Source organism: Microbulbifer variabilis ATCC 700307 (assembly GCF_000380565.1).
In the GTDB taxonomy this organism is placed as follows: domain Bacteria; phylum Pseudomonadota; class Gammaproteobacteria; order Pseudomonadales; family Cellvibrionaceae; genus Microbulbifer; species Microbulbifer variabilis.
In genome coordinates this window covers 192,885-212,634 of record NZ_AQYJ01000022.1, presented here as the reverse complement: position 1 = coordinate 212,634, position 19,750 = coordinate 192,885, and the positions used below count along the sequence as shown (strand labels likewise).

Here is a 19,750-nt window from a genome sequence, read left to right as displayed (position 1 = left end):
TTTTCTCCCGCGCCAGTATAATGACGCGGGGTGGAAAACCGTCATTTGTTGAGGCTAGCCAGCTTAGGGTGAGAATCTCACGCCACTTTGAACCTATAGCCTACTCACATAAGGTTTGTCGAACCGGTCGCCAGAATATTACATAAAGAAATCAGTTTTTTTGTGATCTCATACCAATAGTGGCAATCAACCTACCAGCCCCTTCCCATCAGCCTCCACCCACGCCTTATGCAAGCGCTTGGAAGATACTGGCATCAGGGTTTTCAGGGTCTGGGCAAATAAAGAAACGCGGAACTCTTCAAGCATCCAGCGGTAATCCACTAGCAAGGCTTCCGCAGCCAACTCCCTGCTTGAATATTTTTCAGCCAGATCGGCATAAGGCTCCGCGGCCTTGTGGTACTCAACCTGTAATTTGCGATCACGATTCGGGTCGAGGACGGCTTTTTCCAGTCGCATAGCGATCGCCTTAAGATAACGGCCATACTGACGCAACCATTCCAGAGGGGTATCGAACAGAAAACCGCGATAAAAGAGCCCAGACAATTGCTGCTGAATATCTCCCACCGCCATTGCAACTGCCAGGTTTTTCTGCTGTTTGATCTGTTTGCGCAGGGGCACAAGTAGGGCTAAAGCTTTGACCAGCAGGTTCCCAATTTCCTGGGCCACCCCCACCAGGTCACTATCATTTTCCAGCGCGGACAGAAATTCAGCTTCGGTACGCGGCCAATTGCCCTTGGACCAAAATACCTCTCGCACGGCAGCCAACAGGATATCGTCTGCAACCTCTTCACGCCGCCCCAAGTCCGCGGCAGATAACCCCAGCTCCTTGCCACGAAGCAGCTCCTTGCGCAGGTATTTAACCTTCTCCGGCAAGTGCAACAGTGCCAGGCGGGAAATACCTGCACGACTCAGCCGGCGCGCGTCATCCGGGTTATCCAGGAGTTTCAGAGAAACACTGTCTTTTTCCTCTATCAGAGCCGGGTATGCCCGCACCTTGAGGCCGCCCTGGTTAAGGGTGTGGGTTTCTGGAAGCTCTCCAAAGTCCCAGCTGGTAATCCCCTCCCGCTCAAAGCTGTCTCCTGCACTCGCAAGCCCCTGCTGCACCCGATCGCGGTAGCGCGCCTGTAGCAGCGAGAGATCTCGGTCCTGGTCGAGCAATTTACCTGCCTCATCCACCACTTGGATATTGAAGCGATAATAATCTTCCAAGGATTGCTCAGCGGATTCCCAGGCGCTATCAGGCAACTGCTGCGCCGTCTGGCGCTGTAACTCCAGTGCTAGTGACTGCCATAAGGGGACATTATCCGGGCGCAATCGCGGCAGGGCTTTATCCACTGCTGCTGGTACGGGGACAAAATATTTACGCCACTGTTTAGGTAAGGCTTTGACCAGGGCAATACATTTATCCCGTAGGATTCCAGGCACCAGCCAGGAAAGTCGAGCAGCGGGCACCTGGTGCAAAGCCGCAATCGGTACCTGAATGCTGACACCGTCATCCACACTGCCCGGCTCGAAATGATAGCTGAGCGGATAAACAATACCGCCCGATTGCAATTCATCGGGGAATTGGGCTTCGCCGACGTGATCCGCACTCTGCTGCATCAACAATTCACGGGGAATAAAGAGCAACTGCGGATCAGTGGATTCCACTTTCTTGCGCCAGTGCTCAAACCCAGCCAGGTTAACGATATCGGCAGGTATACGCTCATCGAAAAAGCGATAAATCACTTCATCATCTACCAGAATATCCCGCCTGCGGGATTTAGCCTCCAGCTCTTCCAGAGATTTCAGCAGGTCGGTGTAGTGTGTATAAAAACGGCCTTTACCTCGATAACGCTGCTCCACTAAAGCCTGGCGAATAAAGACTTCCCGCGCGGTTTTCGGATCAAGCTTACCGTAGGGAATCCGGCGTTTCTCCACCAGCACCAGGCCGTACAGGGAAACCTTCTCAAAGGCCATCACCTGACCCGAACGGGCATCAAAATGAGGCTCGAAATAATTTCGCTTTACCAGGTGCTGGGATGCAGCCAATACCCAATCGGGCTCTATTTTTGCAACCGTATGGGCGAATAAACGGCTGGTTTCCAATAACTGGGCGGCAACAACCCAGCGGGGAGGCTTCTTGAACTGGCCAGATCCAGGGAAAATATGGAAGCGGCGATTGCGACAGCCAATAAATTCCTTGTTCTCATCGCGAGCGCCAATATTACCGAGAAGACCTGCGACTATAGCCCGGTGTACCGCTTCATACTCCGCTGGCTCTTTGTTTTCTTTTACTTCAAGATCGCGGCAAGCCACCCGCAATTGGTGGTGGATATCTCTCCACTCACGCATACGCAACCAGGACAGGAAATTTTTCTGGCACCATTTTCGCAACTGATTTTGACTCAGCTCCTGACGCTGGATTTCGAAAGTATCCCAAAGCTGTACAAAGGACAGGAAATCTGACTGCTCATGCTGCCACTGGCGATGTTTTTCATCCGCTGCCTGACGCTTTTCCACCGGGCGTTCGCGCGGATCCTGTACGGCCAGGGCGGCGACAATAACTAATAATTCACGCGCACTACCATTATCTGCCCCGGCCAGCAACATTCGGCTCAGTCGTGGATCCAGCGGCAATCGTGAAAGGGCTCGCCCCAGTTTGGTGACCCTGCCCTGACCATCGACGGCCTGCAGTTCCTGTAATAGCTTGTAACCATCATTAATCAGGCGCGGATCGGGCGGATCTACAAAAGGAAACTCGCGGATATCACCAATACGCAACTGCAACATTTGCAGGATTACTGCAGCCAGGTTGGTACGCAGAATTTCCGCATCGGTAAATTCCGGACGCTGCACAAAATCCCGCTCTTCATATAAGCGTACACAGACACCGGCACTGACGCGGCCACAGCGACCGGCACGCTGGTTGGCACTGGCCTGGGAAACCGGCTCTATAGGCAGTCGCTGAATTTTACTGCGATAGCTGTAGCGGCTGACGCGTGCAGTACCCGGGTCAATCACATAGCGAATTCCCGGCACCGTAATAGAGGTCTCCGCCACATTGGTGGCGAGTACAATACGGCGGCCTTTATGGCCGTGAAAGACTTTGGCCTGCTCCGCCAGACTCAAACGCGCATAAAGGGGCAATACTTCCAGCTGGGCAATTTGCGCATCCCGCAGGGCCTTGGCACATTCACGGATTTCCCGCTCGCCACTCATAAATACCAGTATATCCCCGCCGCGCCGGCTGCTGGATTTTTCCTCGTGCAGTAACTCCCCTACCGCAGTTACGACCTGTTCATTGAGATCCGCATCACTGTCCACAGCCGGGCGGTAATGAATGTCCACCGGATAGGTCCGGCCAGATACCTCGATAATGGGCGCATCATCAAAATGTCGGGAGAATTTCTCCAGGTCGATAGTGGCCGAGGTAATGATCAGTTTCAGGTCTGGACGCCTGGGCAGGATAGTTTTCAAATAGCCCAGCAGAAAATCAATATTGAGACTGCGCTCATGGGCTTCATCGATAATCAGCGTGTCATATTTATTTAACAGTGGGTCACGCTGAATTTCTGCCAGCAGAATACCGTCCGTCATTAGTTTGACATGGGTATGCTCAGTACTGTGATCGGTAAAACGCACCTGGTAACCGACTGATTCCCCCAAGGGCTGCTGCAATTCCTCGGCGATTCGATTAGCCACAGTGCGAGCGGCAATCCTGCGCGGCTGGGTGTGGCCAATCTGGCCGTAAATCCCCCGCCCCAGAGACAGGCAGATTTTCGGTAACTGGGTGGTTTTACCAGAACCGGTTTCACCGGCAATAACTACAACCTGGTGCTTTTCGATCAACCCGGCGATTTCATCACGCCGCGCTACCACGGGCAGTGCTTCCGGCCACTGCACGTCCGGTAGCTTTCGCCGACGCTCTTCCACCAGGGCTTCAGACGCTTGTAACTGTTGTTCCAGCTGGGCCAGCATTCGATCGACCGGCTTGCCCTCTTTCTGGCGCCGGCGCACGTTCTTCAGGGTTCTGCGCAAGTCAAAACGATCCCTACCCATACAGGCCGGGATACGGGTTTGCAGCGCTCCCACAACTTTTTCTGCTTCGGTGTGACTCATAATTCGTACAGCAATGGCAAACGCGGGATTATAACCCCTGGATACGATAGGGCTATCAAACCTTACTGTGGCGCTCATCTATACTGGAGCAGATAGAGGTCAATTTTAGAAGCACCATTGCGCCTCAGGGTCACACCTTGCGAGCGGTACTATGCAAGAGATCAAGCCCAAGCCCCCCTCCAGCGCCGGGCAGCTGTTTGGCCATCCCAAAGGCCTGTTTCTGCTGTTTGGTACAGAAATGTGGGAACGCCTCAGCTACTACGGTATGCGCGGTATTTTTGTTTTCTACCTGACCTCCACGGCCACCGCTGCAGTATTCGGCTGGGAGCAGCTCACCGAGACCGAATTACAATCCAAAGCCCTCAGCTACCTGGGATGGTACGCAATGCTGGTCTACCTGACTCCAATTATCGGCGGCTGGATGGCGGACAACCGCTGGGGACAACGCCGCTGCATTATGTTCGGCGGCACCCTGATGATGCTGGGACAATTCTCCCTTGGCTTCCCCCACGCCTGGCTGCCCAATGGCAGTGAGATCTATATGCTGTGGCTGGGACTGGCCCTGCTGATTATCGGCAATGGTTTCTTCAAACCAAATATTTCCACCATGGTTGGAGACCTCTACGAAGAGGGAGATCACCGTCGCGATACGGCATTTACCATTTTCTATATGGGCATAAACCTGGGCTCAATCCTCGGTTATTTAGTTGTGGGCTGGGTTGGAGAGAAGGTGGACTACCAGCTGGCCTTCGTCGTTGCAGGAGTTGGCATGTTGTTGGGCCTGCTGCTGCAAATGACCCAGGCCAAGCGCTATCTGGGAGAAATCGGCGTAGAGCCCTCTGCACACCTGGAACTCAAAAACCGGAAACATGAAGAGGCCGAAAAGCATCGTCCCCTGACTCACGAAGAGCGAGACCGTATAAAGGTCATATTGGTACTTGGTGTTTTTATAGTGATTTTCTGGGCCGGTTTTGAGCAGGCTGCCGGCTCAATGAACTTGTTTGCCAAATATCGCACCGACCTAAATATCTTGGGATGGGAGATTCCAGCCAGTTGGCTACAGATGGTGAATCCCATATTTATCATTATCCTCGCGCCGATTATGGCCAGCATCTGGATAGGAATGGGAGATAAGGAACCCAGCTCACCAGCCAAGTTCAGCCTGGGGCTGGTATTTCTTGGTATCGGCTTTATTTCAATGTGTGGAGCAGCATTACAAATCGGAGACTCTACAACCATAAAAGCAAGTATATGGTGGCTGGTGTTTGCCTATATTTTTCACACTATCGGTGAACTGTGCCTATCACCTATCGGGCTTTCAGTAGTCACCAAATTATCCCCTCTACGCTATTTATCCTTAATGATGGGGCTTTGGTTTGCCTTTATTGGTATTGCTAACAAAGGAGCGGCGGAAATTGGCAAGTTGGTGGGAGTGTCCGGCCCTCTCGCTACTTTTGGGGGCGTAGCCCTAGTTGCCATTGTTGCAGGAATTATCCTGTATCTCATTCGCGAGAAACTGGTGGATTGGATGCATGGCGCGGAGGAGGTGCACGCCACAGTGGGAGAAACCACTAAAGAGGAATTAAGTATCACCGCCGATCACGACGGTGTGCCCCCGAAACACTTTAGCGGCAATGATAAGTAAGAAGTGATCAGGCGGTTCGGACAGTGCCGCCTGACTTGAAAGATATTACTGCAGCATCAGCGCCCTTTTACCAGATAGGCGATCGCCCTATCCAACCCCGCCAAAGTCATCGGGTACATGTGCCCATCGACCAAACGCTGTGTCATTCCAATACTGGGGGTGTATTGCCAGTACTCCTCACCGACAGGGTTTAACCAGACCAGGTTACTGTAGGTATTCGTAATTCGCTCCATCCAGGCAGCACCGGGTTCCTCATTCATATGCTCGACACTGCCATAGCGGCTGGTAATTTCGTAGGGCGCCATAGAGGCATCGCCCACAAAAATAACTTTATAGTCTTTGGCATAAGTACGCAGTACTTCCAGCAATGAAGTGTTTTCACTGAAACGACGCTGGTTGTCTCTCCAAACATGCTCATAGACAAAGTTGTGGAAATAAAAATACTCCAGGTGCTTAAATTCGGAGCGGCAGGCTGAAAACAGTTCTTCACAAACCCGTACGTAGGGGTCCATGGAGCCCCCTACATCAAAAAAGATCAATACTTTTATCGCGTTGTGCCGCTCCGGAACCATCTGGATATCCAAAAGGCCCGCATTGCGTGCTGTGGAGGAAATTGTGTTATCCAGGTCCAGCTCTTCAGCAGCGCCGGTGCGGGCAAATTTTCGCAGCTTGCGCAGGGCGACCTGGATATTACGAGTACCCAGGCTGACACTGTCATCCAGGTTCTTAAACTGACGCTTCTCCCACACTTTGGATGCCGAGCGGTTGCGGCCCTTACCCCCAACCCGAATTCCTCCCGGGTGATAGCCGCTGTTACCAAAAGGACTGGTGCCACCGGTACCGATCCAGCGGTTGCCGCCACTGTGGCGCTTCTTCTGCTCTTCAAGGCGCTTTTTGAATTCCTCCAACAGTTTTTCCAGACCACCGAGGCTTTGGACCTTAGCCTTTTCCTCTTCCGTGAGCTGTTTCAGGAACTCTGCACGGAGCCAGTCATCCGGGATCATCTGCTCGACAATATCATCCAGTGTTTCCAGGTCTTTAAAATAAGACTCAAAAGCGCGATCGAATTTATCGAAATGCTTCTCATCCTTCACCAGGCAAACTCGGGCCAGGAAGTAAAATTCCTCCAAGTCTGCAAACACCAAACGTTGCTGCAAAGCTTCGAGCAAGGAAAGCAGCTCGGTAATGGATACCGGTAATTTATAGCGGCGTAAATTTAGAAAAAAGCCAATCAGCATAGTAATTCGCAGTCAGCATAGGAAAATAGGGTTGCAATCGAACCAACCGATGAAACTTCAGGAAGAGCATATCCTCTCCCTGAAACACAGCGATTCACCAATTAACGATTATCTCGACGCGCCATAAACGCAAGACGCTCCAGCATATGAACATCTTGTTCATTTTTCAGCAGGGCTCCGTAGAGAGGAGGGATCGCACTGCTGTTATCACGGTTTTTCAAGACTTCTTCGGGAATATCATCTGCCATCAACAATTTCAGCCAGTCAATCAACTCCGAAGTGGAGGGCTTTTTCTTTAGGCCTGGCACTTCCCTCAACTGGAAGAAGATATCCATCGCCTCTGCCACCATCTGCCCCTTTATATCCGGGTAATGCACGTCAACAATTTTGCGCATGGTGTCACGGTCGGGGAAGCTGATGTAATGGAAAAAACACCGGCGCAAGAAAGCATCAGGCAACTCTTTCTCATTATTGGAGGTAATAATTACGACGGGACGCTGCTTGGCTTTGATGGTTTCGCCGGTTTCATAGACGAAAAACTCCATGCGATCCAGCTCTACCAGCAAGTCATTGGGAAACTCAATATCTGCCTTGTCAATTTCATCAATCAGCAGTACTACACGTTCCTCAGCCGCGAAAGCCTCCCACAGCTTACCGCGCTTGATGTAATTGCCAATATCATGGACTTTATCCACTCCCAATTGGGAATCCCTCAGGCGTGACACGGCATCATATTCATACAAACCCTGCTGTGCCTTGGTAGTGGACTTAATATGCCACTGGATCAACTTCATGCCGAGGCTCTGCGCAACCTGCTCCGCAAGCAAAGTTTTGCCGGTGCCCGGCTCGCCTTTGATCAGAAGGGGACGCTGCAGGGTGACCGCTGCGTTTACCGCCATCTGCAGGTCTTCAGTAGCTACATAGCTGTCGGTACCGGTAAATTTCATGACTACTCCAATCCTGTATTCGCCGCTATCTATCTGATTTAGCGAATGATAATTGAACAACAGGGCAGGAGGCGAGGCGGGAACGACCAAATTGGATGACCAGCTTGAGTAGGCTGAGCGACTGCTTATGCAACCGGGGTCAAGCCATCTGGGTACTACGGCGATGTACCACCTGTCTTCCCTTACTGGTGATGTACCAGCGGATTCCCAAGTGACTATGAATCTTACCGACCATCTCCAACACTAACAGGCTATTTAAGGCGCGGGCGACAGAATTGGTCTCCATACCGCTGTCTTGCACCATTCCTGACAGGGAGCGAAATACACACTCACCACTATTAAGGAGGTTGAGCACTTGCAGGGCATTCTCATCCAGCTTACGGATCTGGTTAAAATCCAGCACTGGCCCCTGCTCCAGATCCCCTTCAATTTCATGCTCCAATAACGGCATCATCTCGAGCTGCATTGTACGCAGCTCCTGCTCAAGGTTCTCAACCCTGGCCCGGGCAATACTGGCGTCCCGTAACTGACGACGTGCAGCATTAAAAACGAACATACGCGAGGCAATGGCAGCCAGTAAACAATAGCCGGTGAAAATCAGCAGGCGCGATGGATCCCCCTGGATCTCGATCAAGAGGTCACTTTGAGTGAATTTGAGGAAAATTGGCACTATCAAGGCACCGCACAAGCCCATAATCAGGCAACGTGCAAGACCGGCCGGATCCTCCTCTGTAAACAGCATCTGATAGTAATTCACCAACCCGCCAAGAATGCCCGAAACCAGCATTACCGCGGTAAGAATCAGCAGGTGGTCGAGCATCAGGATTCCTCAGACGTCAATGGCAGCCTCCGCCAACTTACAAGGACGGAATAATGTGCCAATTGCACTTCTTCAGTATTTTTCTTTAAGTCCGGCCATCAAGCTGCCAGCATAGTGAATTTTCGAATTGCTTACGGACATTCCAAGCCGCATTTTCTATATGGCTACGCCCTTATTCAACGTCGAAAATTGAACCGACTAGCATGGCCTCACGCCAAGCCTGCAGGCAGCCTAATAGATATAGCAGCTGTCACCGGATAGAGAACTCCGGAGCAGAGGATACGGCGCCTTTGATCCAATGGGGAAAGGTAGTTCGCAGAAGAAATATTTGGGTCGACTATTAACTGGCTAGATGCAAGAAAGGCTAATAGGCAATTATTTGTCCACCAGCCCTTAAAAGTGATCGCTAACTAAAAAAAGTCTGGTCTCTGGCGGTTACTGCTCATTAAAGTAAGGATCATCATCAAAGCGACTGCGTCGATCGCGCCGAAAGCGCAGCAGCAGTGTGACAATCCCCCAAAAAACCATCACAGCCAAAGCTCCGCCAGCGGAAAAAACCAGATTTGCGGTGACCTCCGGCGCTGCGCCATTTTCTTCAAAAAGCATCTGATAAACAAAGAGAGGTAACACTGGCATCGCCACTGATTCAGCAACAGGTACCTTTACCGGCACTAACAATACCGCTGCAAAGATTAATAAGAGAGTACGGCGCAACCAGCTCCAGCGCCAATTGCGCATAAACCACCAGCCCGCCAATAACAGCACCAGAGTCGACGCCGTGTAAACAATCCAGGCAAGTTGAAAATCTTCTGACATTTTTACTTTCTTCTCTAAATCCTCATCGCCTCCCGCAAGAACATCTGGAGGCATCCTCTCAATCAACATCAACCCAGGTAACGACATGCTCTTCCATATCATCCGGGTGCACCAGCTCCTCACTTACGACTCTGCCACGAACTGAAATACCGGCCTTATGCACCGACTCTGTGTCCCCACTAATCAGTGGATGCCAATCCGGTAGAGAGCGCCCTTCTGACAGGCAGCGGTAAGCACAAGTACTCGGCAACCAACCGAACTCTGGAACGTCCTCTACTTGAAGCTGTATACAGCCAGGCACCAATACTTTACGCCGGCTGTACTGGCTACAGCGACAGGAATATGTATCGAGCAGTCGACAGGCAACGTTGGTACTATATACCTCTCCCGTCTCCTCATCTTCGAGACTATGTATACAGCAGCGTCCACAGCCATCACAAAGCGCCTCCCACTCGGAAGCATTCATTTGTTCAAGGGTCTTACGCCGCCAAAAAGGCACTTGAGCCATTTCAGTCTCAGCGTTGCAGCTTACTGTTCTTCAGTGCGATTTCACTCATTTCAGAATCAGCTACCGGCGGCATTTGTAAATAGTAACCTCGCGCACGCACATCCTGCAGGACCTTGTCAGCATTTGCGCGCGCCAGTTTACGCTCCGGGGTTAACAACATGGTAGTCAGGTGCTGAGGGCTGCCAAATAGCTCCAATAGATTTTCAGGCACCCGCGCAGTTCCCTCACGTTTATCCACGTACAGGTACATTTCCTCTTTTTTGGGACTGCGGTATATATCACATAAAACTTTCACTTATAGTTCCTCTTTGCGCAGCTGGCGCAATACATCAAGCAGAGGCTCGCCTACAACCTTTGCCCGCCAACCACACATGCGCCCTTGTAGCTCCGGCTTGCGGGCCTGCACCAGAGTCTCTAGCTCCTTCTTGCGGATAAGGATTTCAGCTGGCAGGCCCTCGCGTTCAGCAATTATGCTGAGATGTTGGCGCAATTGTTTGAGAACCTCTCCCTGCTGGCGATTGAGGGGCTGCGGTAGGCGTGCTGGCATATCGCTCCGCTGTACAGCCTGGGAAATCACCTGCAACAGACTGTCCCCATGCTCCCTGAGGGCGCGACCTTCAAACCCAGCCTGACTCAGAGCACCTTTATGCCGCGGTAACTGCTGGGCCAGGGCCATACAGATATTTTCTTTGAGCAGATGATTACGCGGCATGTTTAGTACCCGTGCCTCGCGCTCACGCCAGGCACAGAGGTCTTGAAGAGCCGCCAGCTGCTTGCCACGCAGGCGCCATGCCCCCTTTACTTTCTTATAATAGAGTTCCGGCGCCTGTGGACTACGCGCAGCAATTACCAGTGCAGCGCAATCCTCTTGAAGCCATCCTTCCCGGCCATATCCCTCTAGTCGCTTCAGTAAAACACCATAAAGCACTGGCAACCAAGCGACATCAAGAGCCGCATAACTCTGTTGTGCCTCACTCAGTGGACGCTGCAGCCAGTCAGAGCGGGTCTCACTTTTCGGTAATTCAATATTCAATAACTCGCGAACAGTAGCCGCATATCCCAGGCCCGCCCCCATGCCACTCATAGCAGCTGCAATCTGGGTATCGAAAATCGGCTCAGGAACGACTCCCAACAGGCATTCCAGGGTTTCCAGGTCCTCGCTGCAGCTATGCATGATCTTGGTCACAGCCGCATCCAGGAGTAAATCCCTCAGAGGCTGAAGGTCTTCAATAGCTAGATTATCGATCAAGTAACAGTACTTCCCATCCCCTACCTGCACCAGGGCTGGCTGAGGGTAAAAGGTACGACTGCGCATGAACTCAGTATCCAGTGCTACCGCGCGCTGCCGGCGCCACTCGGTACACAGGGCAGCCAGCTGCTCGCTGCTATCCACCCAGCGCGGAGTGGTATCTATCTCAACCATCGGTATCACTCAACAGAGGGGAAAAAAGATGTGCGGCTGTTAAAGGCATGAGCCAGAGTTCCGCCGTCGATATATTCCAGTTCTCCTCCAATGGGAACCCCGTGAGCGATGCGGCTTACCGCTACACCATGCGCCCTTGCACGCTCAGCTATATATTGCGCCGTTGCCTCACCTTCGACCGTCGGGTTGGTCGCTACAATTAATTCCTGCAGGGACTCACTGGCGAGGCGTTGCTCCAGCAAATCTACTCCCAGGTCCGCTGGCCCTACACCATCAATTGGGGAGAGATGGCCATGCAGTACAAAGTAACGGCCATGATAATTGCCAGCCTGCTCTATCGCCAAAACATCTGCGGGGGTTTCCACTACACATAGGGACGTTTGCTCGCGACGACTGTTATTACACAGCGCGCAAATAGTTTCCTCTGTGAGTGTCCGGCACTGGTTGCAGCGGCCAACCTTTTCCACTGCCTGCGACAGGCTCTGCGCCAAAAGCACTGCAGCATCGCGATCCTTTTCCAGCAGGTACATCGCCATGCGCTGCGCAGACTTGGGCCCAACACTAGGCAGGCAGCGCAATGCGCGAATCAGTTCTTCGATCAGGGGACTAAACATAAAACTCTAATTAGATGGGATGCCCGGCTATCAGAACGGGAATTTAAAACCCTCGGGCAGATTAATACCCGAAGCAAGATCGCCAACCTGCTGCTTTTGCAGCTCCTGAGCCTTTTCTTCAGCCCTGCGCACCGCATCATTGACTGCCGCCGCAAGTAAGTCTTCAAGCATTTCTTTATCTTCAGTAAGCAACGAAGGATCAATTTCCACTGATGTCACATCGTGACGGCCATTCATAGTGACTTTAATCAGACCCGCACCAGCCTCACCACAGACACGCAGGTCACTTAACTCCTGCTGGAGCTTCTGCATCTTTTCTTGCATGTCGGCTTGCATTTTCTGGGCCTGCTGCATCAAATCGCCCAAACCTTTCATAAGTAACCTCTATTCCTGTTTCATGTAACCACCCAAATAAAAACCGGGCATACAATATTGTATTAATCTGCTTCGACTAGTGATTCGACGGAGTCTGGCAGTAACTGCGCATTTAATTCGGCCTGAAGCTCCTGAACCAAAGGATCAGTAGTCAGCGCTTCACGGGCAGCGACAAGGCGAACCTCACGGGTCGCGGCTGCCAAACGCGCAGGTGTACCGCCTTGCACCGAGCCAACCTGGATCTGCGCCACCACCGGCTGCTGAAAGAAGTCTCCAAGCAGATCTCCGAGACGCCTCTGATGCACATCGTCATAGAGGCTGCTATAGGATTCATCCAAGGTAAAGGACAGTATATTGTCCCGGCGCCCCACAAGCTCAAGGTGCTGGGCGATAGAATGCAGTATCCCGCTGATTCCCAGTTGCTGGTACATCGCCGGCCAACTGCCTGGAGTGAGCGCATCAAGGCGCGCTTTTGGCACCTCGGTGGCTACCACTGCTGGCCTCTGCTGCGGCTGTGCGGGAACTACCGGGGTCGACTCCACTTCCGCTACACGCTGTCGAAGCTCAGCCAAGACATTTTCACGGGGGCTCGGCGATGACACTCCTGCTTCAATCTCGGGAGAGGGTAGCTCCTCATCCACACGGCCCGGAGTGATCTCGGACTCAGGTATGTCCGGCTCAGGCTCTCCTGCAACCTTCAGCACCGGTTGTTCGTCTGCTTGAACTGGCTTCAACTGTTCCCCGGAAACAGGTATCACTTTTTCCGCCGCAACCTCTGGCTGTGGCGAGGTCAGTTCAGACTTTTTTGCCTCGGCATCCTCCCGTACTATTGGGGAGCTAGATTGTAATTCTACCTTTTCAGGAATGCCCTGCCCTTCCCGCTCATTCACGGGAAGTGCCTTCCTGGGGATATCCGCTACCCCTTGGGGGCGGAATGCCAACATACGCAGCAACGCCATTTCGAAACCACTTCGCGGGTCTGGGGCCAGAGGCAAGTCGCGGCGGGCATGCAGAGCCATCTGGTAATAAAGCTGTATATTTTCCGGGGCTATTTGAGCCGCAAGAGTCTTCAGCCGCTCCCCATCCCCAAGAGAATTATCCATCGATTGAGGTAAAACCTGGGCGACTGCCAAGCGATGTAGGTTATCTGCAATCTCCGCTAACGCAGCGCCGTAGTCGGGTGCCTGTTGGGACAGCTCTGCAACCACCGCAAACAGCGCTACGGCATCCTCATCAGCCAGAGCTTGGAGTAACTTCCACACCAGCCCGGTATCAATACTACCGAGCATACCTCGAACCTCAGCCTCACTAATTTTTCCGGCTCCGAAAGCGATCGCCTGATCGGTAAGACTCATGCCATCTCGCATACTGCCGTCCGCAGCGCGCCCAAGGTGCCAGAGGGCCCCCTCTTCAAAAGGTACCTGCTCCTGCTCCAAAACAAAGCGCAAATGCTCAACCACCCGTTCAGGACTCATATTCTTTAGTTTGAATTGCAGGCAGCGGGATAGCACAGTGACCGGCAGCTTTTGCGGATCTGTTGTGGCGAGAAGAAACTTCACATGAGGAGGGGGCTCTTCCAAGGTTTTCAACAGGGCGTTGAAGGAGCTATTGGAGAGCATATGGACTTCATCAATCAGGTAAACTTTATAGCGCCCTCTTGTCGGAGCATATTGAACATTCTCCAGCAGTTCACGGGTATCCTCTACCTTGGTGCGAGATGCCGCGTCCACTTCAATTAGGTCAACAAAGCGACCATCAGCAATCTCCATGCAAGTGTCACACTTGCCGCAGGGCTCAGAGCTGACACCCTCTTCACAGTTCAAACACTTGGCTAGAATTCGAGCTATGGTGGTCTTGCCCACCCCCCGGGTACCGGCAAATAGGTAAGCGTGATGCAGGCGGCCGTTGTCCAGGGCGTTGATCAGTGCCTGGAGTACATGCTCCTGCCCTACCATCTCCCGAAATAGCCGTGGGCGCCACTTACGTGCCAGTACTTGATAGCTCATCCAGTCTCCGGTGCTCGGCACACCTCTGCAAAATCGATCATCGTGCGCCACTTGCGCGGGCGCCATTATACCGGCATAGGCGCCTACGCATAGCCGGTCACCAACAGCAACCTAAAGAGATCGATCGTGCCACTCGTAGCCAAAGCAATGCTTGTGTTATAACTGTGCGCCAACTCGCACTTAGAACAATCAGTCCATAACTACAGCGAGTTTGGTACGGGGATCACGATAAGTAATGAATAAGGCCAGGAAGACGCTTCTGGAAAAGCTGTTTGCCGAGCACGGCCAAGCCCTGGTACGGTTTGTTGCACGCATTGTTAAAAGTCCAGATGATGCCGAAGATATCGCACAACACGCCTACCTGCGCCTGCAAAAACTCAGCGACGAAAAGGAACTGGACAACCCCCGCGCTTACCTCTATCAAATTGCCAACAACCTGGCTGTCGATCAACTGCGCCGGGGCAAGCTGCATGTGGAATATATCAATCAGCAAGTTCCCTTTGATGGGGAGCCCCACAGCGATGATCACGCTGACCATCAATCCCCGGAAAGGGTTCTCGCAGCACGTCAACAGCTTCAGTCCATCTACGAAACCATGGATAAACTGCCACTCAAATGTCGCCAGGCCTTCCTGCTACATAGAGCCCGCGGGCTTTCCTACAGTGAAATTGCACGAGAAATGAATATTTCGGTCAGTAGTGTGGAGAAATATATTCTACAGGCTCTAAAAGCCTGTAGAAAGAAGGTCGACTAAATCTCTGCGATCCCCCAAGAATTCAAAATTTTGTTGAGGGGGGAATCTGCTCAGCCGTCTCAGAATGCAAGGAAGATACTTAAAGCTTGAACAACCCTGCCAATCAGGGCACTTTCAGAATATTTTGCTGACAAAGTGATCGAGTACATTGTGATTATTTCGCAAATGGAAAGTTTGAGCCGCATGCATCACACAAATCAGCGGAATTTGAGTAAGATGCACCACAAATTTAGGCACGACAGTCTCACTGAATAGCCAGAAACACGAAATATCAGAGCAAGCATGAATATCAACGCACAACAAAACTTAAGCGAAGAAAGCCTGGATCAGGCCTGCGCTTGGGTTGCGCGCTTACGCTCTGATGTCGTCAGTAAAGCTGATAAGCGTGATTTTGCAGTTTGGCTGTCCGGGTCGAGTGAGAACCACCAGGCCTTTGAGGAAATTGCAGAGCTATGGGGTGACCTAGGTGCACTTGCACATATGCCGGTTGACCAGCTCTTCCCAGAAAGCACTCCAGCGCCACAAATAGCTGATTCTACTCACGAAAGAAAGCAAAATTTTGGGACCTCGAAGAAGTCAATGCGTAGCAGTTGGGGTATGCCGCAGTGGATCCTCAGTGGTGGGCTAGCTACCTGTGGCGTATTTCTCGCTGCCCTGGTCGGTTTAGAGTGGCTTAATACAGGAAAACCCAAGCAGGAAGTCTATACCACCGAACTTGGTGAGATTCGAACGATAAACCTAGCTGATGGGTCAGAAATAAAACTAAACTCCAACAGTAAGCTGCTTATTAACTACAGCCGAAACGAAAGGCAGACCCAACTAATTCGCGGCGAAGCCTTCTTTGAAGTTGCCCGACAAACTTCCCGACCATTCACTGTCTCAGCCGGCGGTGCCAATATTCGCGTACTTGGGACGGAGTTTAATGTAGAGCTCAACCCGGAGAGCACCAGGGTAGCTGTCACTGAAGGTACAGTATCAGTAAGCGAGGCAGAATCCAGCCCCGGACTGGCCCCAGAGTCGGTAAAATTAACCAAAAACCAGAAAGTCAGCATTACTGATCGAGGCCTTGGCGAAGTCCGTAGGACCTCTCCCGAGGAAGTAACTGACTGGACCCGCGGCCTTCTCGTTTTTGAGAAAACTCCACTAAAAGAGGCCCTAGAGGAGTTAAATCGTTATCTTTCGGTACCTGTAGCTGCCACTCCACAAGTAGAGGGGCGTCTGGTTTCTGGTACTTTCGCCGTTTCTGACCCTGATAATACCCTAGAGGCCATTGCAACAGCCTTACAACTTCAGCAAGACCGCAGTAACTCTAACCTGACTATCTTGTCCCCAAAGCACAACTAGGTTATAACCGTCTTAATTTGGCGGTTGTTTATTGTGCAAATTACAATTTGCCGCCCACTAATAAAATAGTAACAAGTACTTCAGTGCCAGCTATGGCACTGAATACAATAAACACGGGCACCCTCTTTGAAGCTAAAGCACTGGGCTTTTTTCTCTCTGGCTTTGCTGCTACCAAATACTGGTACAGCTGATGCCGCCTGCCCAGAACCCAAAATCCAACTACCAGCAGGGTCGCTTCCCCAGGCCCTAATATCATTAGGCCAACAGTGTAAGGTCTCCGTTCTGGTGCAAACCTCATCTGCATCCCGCTATGCGGTACCCAAGCAGACCTTGACAAGTGATGATGGCCAATTCGAACCCATACTACAGCAGTTATTGCGGGACCTTCCATTCACCTACCAGCGCATTGGCCCAAGCTCTTTTGCGATAACACCTAACAAAGAGCAGTCACCAGACCCCTTAGGCACAACCATTCTCCCAACAGAGGAAGTCACTGTTACAGGACAAAGTCTGACGGGCAGCCACCTGCGTCATTACCAGCTTGATAGTTACGCCCCTATCGACCGACTTTCCCGAGAGCAACTTGAGCTTACAGGGGCGCAAACAATTGCGGGCTTATTAAAATTCTTACCGGCAGTATCCGGCAACTCCACCAGCACATCAGTCAGCCAAGAAGACAACGGCACGGCAACAGTATCATTACGCGGCCTACCTGCGAGCAATACCTTAGTCCTGATCAATGGCCGCCGCATCATAGGAGATGGATTTAACGGTGAGGCTACAGACCTCAACACCATTCCCCTGTCTCTGGTTGAGCGCGTTGAAATCCTAAAAGACGGCGCATCAGCTATCTATGGATCAGATGCAATTGCCGGGGTTATCAATATCATTCTCCGCAAGGACTTCGAGGGACTCTCTGTCGATAGCTACTACGGCCAAGCATATGAAAATGACCGCCAGACTGAATCCCACCACCTAACCTGGGGACGGCAAGGGGAGCGCAGTCACCTGATGATAGGCTTGGCACACTATCGACAGGGATCGGTGATGAGCCGCGATCGCAGCCTGTCAGAGTCAGCGGATAGCCGCGGGGATGGCGGTACAGATAAACGTTCATCTGCAATTCCTGAAGGCTTTATTGCTTTAGGCAGAAATCAGGTACTTACCAACGCCCCAAGTGGGAGCTACCAGGATTGGTCTCTTGAGGAGAGGTACAACTACAATGACTACACTTCTGCAATAACCCCTGTCGAAAGTAACTCCGGCTATATATCCACCAGCTTCGATTTAAGTGAGAACACTCAGCTTTTTGCAGAAATAATGGGACTGCACACCTCAGCAGAAGCCACCAACGCTCCCACCCCGGTATTCACCCGCTTTGATAATGGTGAATTGACTATAACAGCAGACAACATCTACAACCCTTTCAATCAAGATGTCATTGACGTCCGGAAACGAATCATTGAACTAGGGCCCCGCATCCAAGAGAACCATGCAACAACCTGGCGTTTTAACGGAGGCCTGAAAGGTGTACACAATGAGTGGCAATGGGAACTCGGCGCAGCTTTTCACCATACCGACAGAACCGAGAAAATCAGTAACTTAATCGATCCTTTTGCTCTCTCCCTGGGGCTAAAGGGGCCTGATGTTTGCAGCACAAATAACGGCTGTACCCCTGTAAATCTTCTAGGTCCAAGTGGCAGCATCAACGAGGAGCAACTGGACTTCATCCGTGACCAAAGCTCCACCCGGAACCATTCACGCATGGAGTCACTAACCTTTGTCTCTGATGGTGCACTAGGGCAAATAAAATCAGGGGAAATACTAGCAGCAGGGGGTATTGAAATTCGACACGAGGGCTTAACCTCAAACTCCAATGACAGCATGGAGCTTTCATTCATTGGAGGCTATACACCTGGCTCAGCTAAAGGGTCCCGTACCATCAGAGAAGCTTTCGCAGAAGTTTCGATACCCATACAAGAAAGTAAACTATGGCTAGATGGCGCAGTAAGACTTTCCGACTACAGTGACTTTGGCAGTACTCATAACCCTAAGTTAGCTATTCGCTGGCACCCTACAGAGAGCCTGCAGCTGAGAGCCAGTTTTACTACAGGGTTTAGGGCCCCAACTCTTACCGATATGTACCAGCAGGGTTATCAGAGTCAGGAGTTTATCTTAGATCCATGTACGGGTCAGAATGCAGACAGACTAATTGGATGCTTAAAACAATCAGACAGCGCTCGAATCCAATACCTAACTGAGTTTGGTGGTAACCCCAACCTGAAGCCAGAGACATCAAAAAGCCTCTTCGCCAGTCTCAGCTGGACCCCAAGTCAACTTGAAGGTCTTAACGCAACTATTGAGTTCTACGACATACGACAAGAAGAAGTGATCGGTGCTAGTCCGCAGTTTTTAGTCGAGCAAAATGCTTACATGGGAACCTTTGATCAAAAAGTTATTAGGGATGAAAATGGTGAAATTACAAAAATCTTAGCCACGCGTATCAATAAAGGAAGCCGCCATATAAGAGGCTACGATATTGCCCTCCGCCAAGTGGTAAATCCAGAGGGTATCGGCCAAGTTAGCTTTGCTCTGAACCTGAGCCACATGCTGCACTACCTAAACCAAAGTGCCCCGAGCTTGCCTGAGGAAGACTTAGCAGGATTATTTGTAAATACTGCAAAGGGTGGAGCGGGATCTCTTCCCGACTGGAAAGCTAATGCAGGGATTTATTGGACTGGAAATCAATGGGAAGCCGGATACACTGTACACTTCGTAGGAGAAATGAGGGAGTCCTATGTTGAGGGTAATGCATTTGTAGATCGAAAAATTAATAGCTGGTCTACACACGATTTACAATTTGCCTTCTCTGTCGCATCAAATTATAAACTTTCATTTGGAATAAGAAACCTGTTCGACACCGCCCCTCCTCTTACTATTACCGCTACAGATAATAATTTTGACTATCGCACATATGATTTAACTGGCCGGTTTTTATTTGGTAATATTTCATTCAAATTCTGACTTATAGCCAGCCTCCCAGTTACGTACCAAGATGCAATTCACTACGCCTCCAGAAGAACACCTTCCCCTGAAGCATCAACCGACAACCTAATAGAAGAATTAGATAGCATTACAATACGAATCACCCTAACCCAT

General features: G+C 51.3%; 15 protein-coding genes. 4 read left to right on the top strand and 11 right to left on the bottom strand.

Annotated features, from left to right (window positions below; all coding sequences use genetic code 11):
* Nucleotides 1-186: 186 nt before the first annotated feature.
* Nucleotides 187-4,101 (bottom strand): ATP-dependent RNA helicase HrpA, encoded by a 3,915-nt coding sequence (hrpA, locus tag G367_RS0105115; RefSeq protein ID WP_020412034.1) that lies wholly within the window; start codon nucleotides 4,099-4,101, stop codon nucleotides 187-189.
* 151 nt (nucleotides 4,102-4,252) lie between these two features.
* Between hrpA and G367_RS0105110 the strand changes: the two genes are divergently transcribed.
* A complete protein-coding gene (locus G367_RS0105110) occupies nucleotides 4,253-5,746 on the top strand; it encodes a peptide MFS transporter (protein ID WP_020412033.1) in 1,494 nt (497 codons plus the stop codon).
* Between the two features lie 56 nt (nucleotides 5,747-5,802).
* Here G367_RS0105110 and G367_RS0105105 read toward each other — a convergent pair whose 3' ends face one another.
* The 10 genes from G367_RS0105105 to dnaX all read right to left on the bottom strand — a co-directional run bounded on the left by G367_RS0105105 (nucleotide 5,803) and on the right by dnaX (nucleotide 14,493).
* Nucleotides 5,803-6,984 (bottom strand): vWA domain-containing protein, encoded by a 1,182-nt coding sequence (locus G367_RS0105105; RefSeq protein WP_020412032.1) that lies wholly within the window; start codon nucleotides 6,982-6,984, stop codon nucleotides 5,803-5,805.
* Nucleotides 6,985-7,085: 101 nt separating this feature from the next.
* Nucleotides 7,086-7,931 (bottom strand): AAA family ATPase, encoded by an 846-nt coding sequence (locus tag G367_RS0105100; protein WP_020412031.1) that lies wholly within the window; start codon nucleotides 7,929-7,931, stop codon nucleotides 7,086-7,088.
* A gap of 139 nt (nucleotides 7,932-8,070) precedes the next feature.
* Entirely contained in the window at nucleotides 8,071-8,751 is a 681-nt protein-coding gene (locus G367_RS0105095) for a YEATS-associated helix-containing protein (RefSeq protein WP_020412030.1), read from the bottom strand.
* Between the two features lie 435 nt (nucleotides 8,752-9,186).
* Nucleotides 9,187-9,654, bottom strand: coding sequence for a hypothetical protein (locus G367_RS0105090; protein ID WP_245556658.1), 468 nt, complete (start codon nucleotides 9,652-9,654; stop codon nucleotides 9,187-9,189).
* On the bottom strand, nucleotides 9,626-10,075 hold the full coding sequence (locus tag G367_RS0105085; protein WP_020412028.1) for a YcgN family cysteine cluster protein: 450 nt from the start codon (nucleotides 10,073-10,075) through the stop codon (nucleotides 9,626-9,628). Before G367_RS0105085 ends, G367_RS0105090 begins: the two co-directional genes overlap by 29 nt.
* Nucleotides 10,076-10,082: 7 nt before the next feature.
* Nucleotides 10,083-10,370: a YcgL domain-containing protein gene (locus tag G367_RS0105080; protein WP_020412027.1), complete on the bottom strand. Its 288-nt coding sequence runs from the start codon at nucleotides 10,368-10,370 to the stop codon at nucleotides 10,083-10,085.
* On the bottom strand, nucleotides 10,371-11,498 hold the full coding sequence (gene rnd, locus G367_RS0105075) for a ribonuclease D (protein WP_020412026.1): 1,128 nt from the start codon (nucleotides 11,496-11,498) through the stop codon (nucleotides 10,371-10,373).
* Nucleotides 11,499-11,503: 5 nt separating this feature from the next.
* Entirely contained in the window at nucleotides 11,504-12,112 is a 609-nt protein-coding gene (gene recR, locus G367_RS0105070; protein ID WP_020412025.1) for a recombination mediator RecR, read from the bottom strand.
* 30 nt (nucleotides 12,113-12,142) lie between these two features.
* A complete protein-coding gene (locus G367_RS0105065) occupies nucleotides 12,143-12,487 on the bottom strand; it encodes a YbaB/EbfC family nucleoid-associated protein (RefSeq protein ID WP_020412024.1) in 345 nt (114 codons plus the stop codon).
* Nucleotides 12,488-12,549: 62 nt separating this feature from the next.
* A complete protein-coding gene (gene dnaX, locus G367_RS0105060; RefSeq protein ID WP_020412023.1) occupies nucleotides 12,550-14,493 on the bottom strand; it encodes a DNA polymerase III subunit gamma/tau in 1,944 nt (647 codons plus the stop codon).
* 235 nt (nucleotides 14,494-14,728) lie between these two features.
* Here dnaX and G367_RS0105055 point away from each other — a divergent pair, with 235 nt between their 5' ends.
* The 3 genes from G367_RS0105055 (at nucleotide 14,729) to G367_RS0105040 (ending at nucleotide 19,615) form a co-directional block, all read left to right on the top strand.
* The gene (locus G367_RS0105055; protein WP_020412022.1) at nucleotides 14,729-15,247 is read left to right on the top strand and encodes an RNA polymerase sigma factor; all 519 of its coding nucleotides are present in this window, start codon (nucleotides 14,729-14,731) and stop codon (nucleotides 15,245-15,247) included.
* Between the two features lie 282 nt (nucleotides 15,248-15,529).
* On the top strand, nucleotides 15,530-16,591 hold the full coding sequence (locus G367_RS0105050; protein WP_020412021.1) for a FecR family protein: 1,062 nt from the start codon (nucleotides 15,530-15,532) through the stop codon (nucleotides 16,589-16,591).
* 126 nt (nucleotides 16,592-16,717) lie between these two features.
* Complete coding sequence (locus tag G367_RS0105040) at nucleotides 16,718-19,615, top strand: TonB-dependent receptor (protein ID WP_245556657.1); 2,898 nt, start codon at nucleotides 16,718-16,720, stop codon at nucleotides 19,613-19,615.
* The last annotated feature ends 135 nt before the right edge of the window (nucleotides 19,616-19,750 follow it).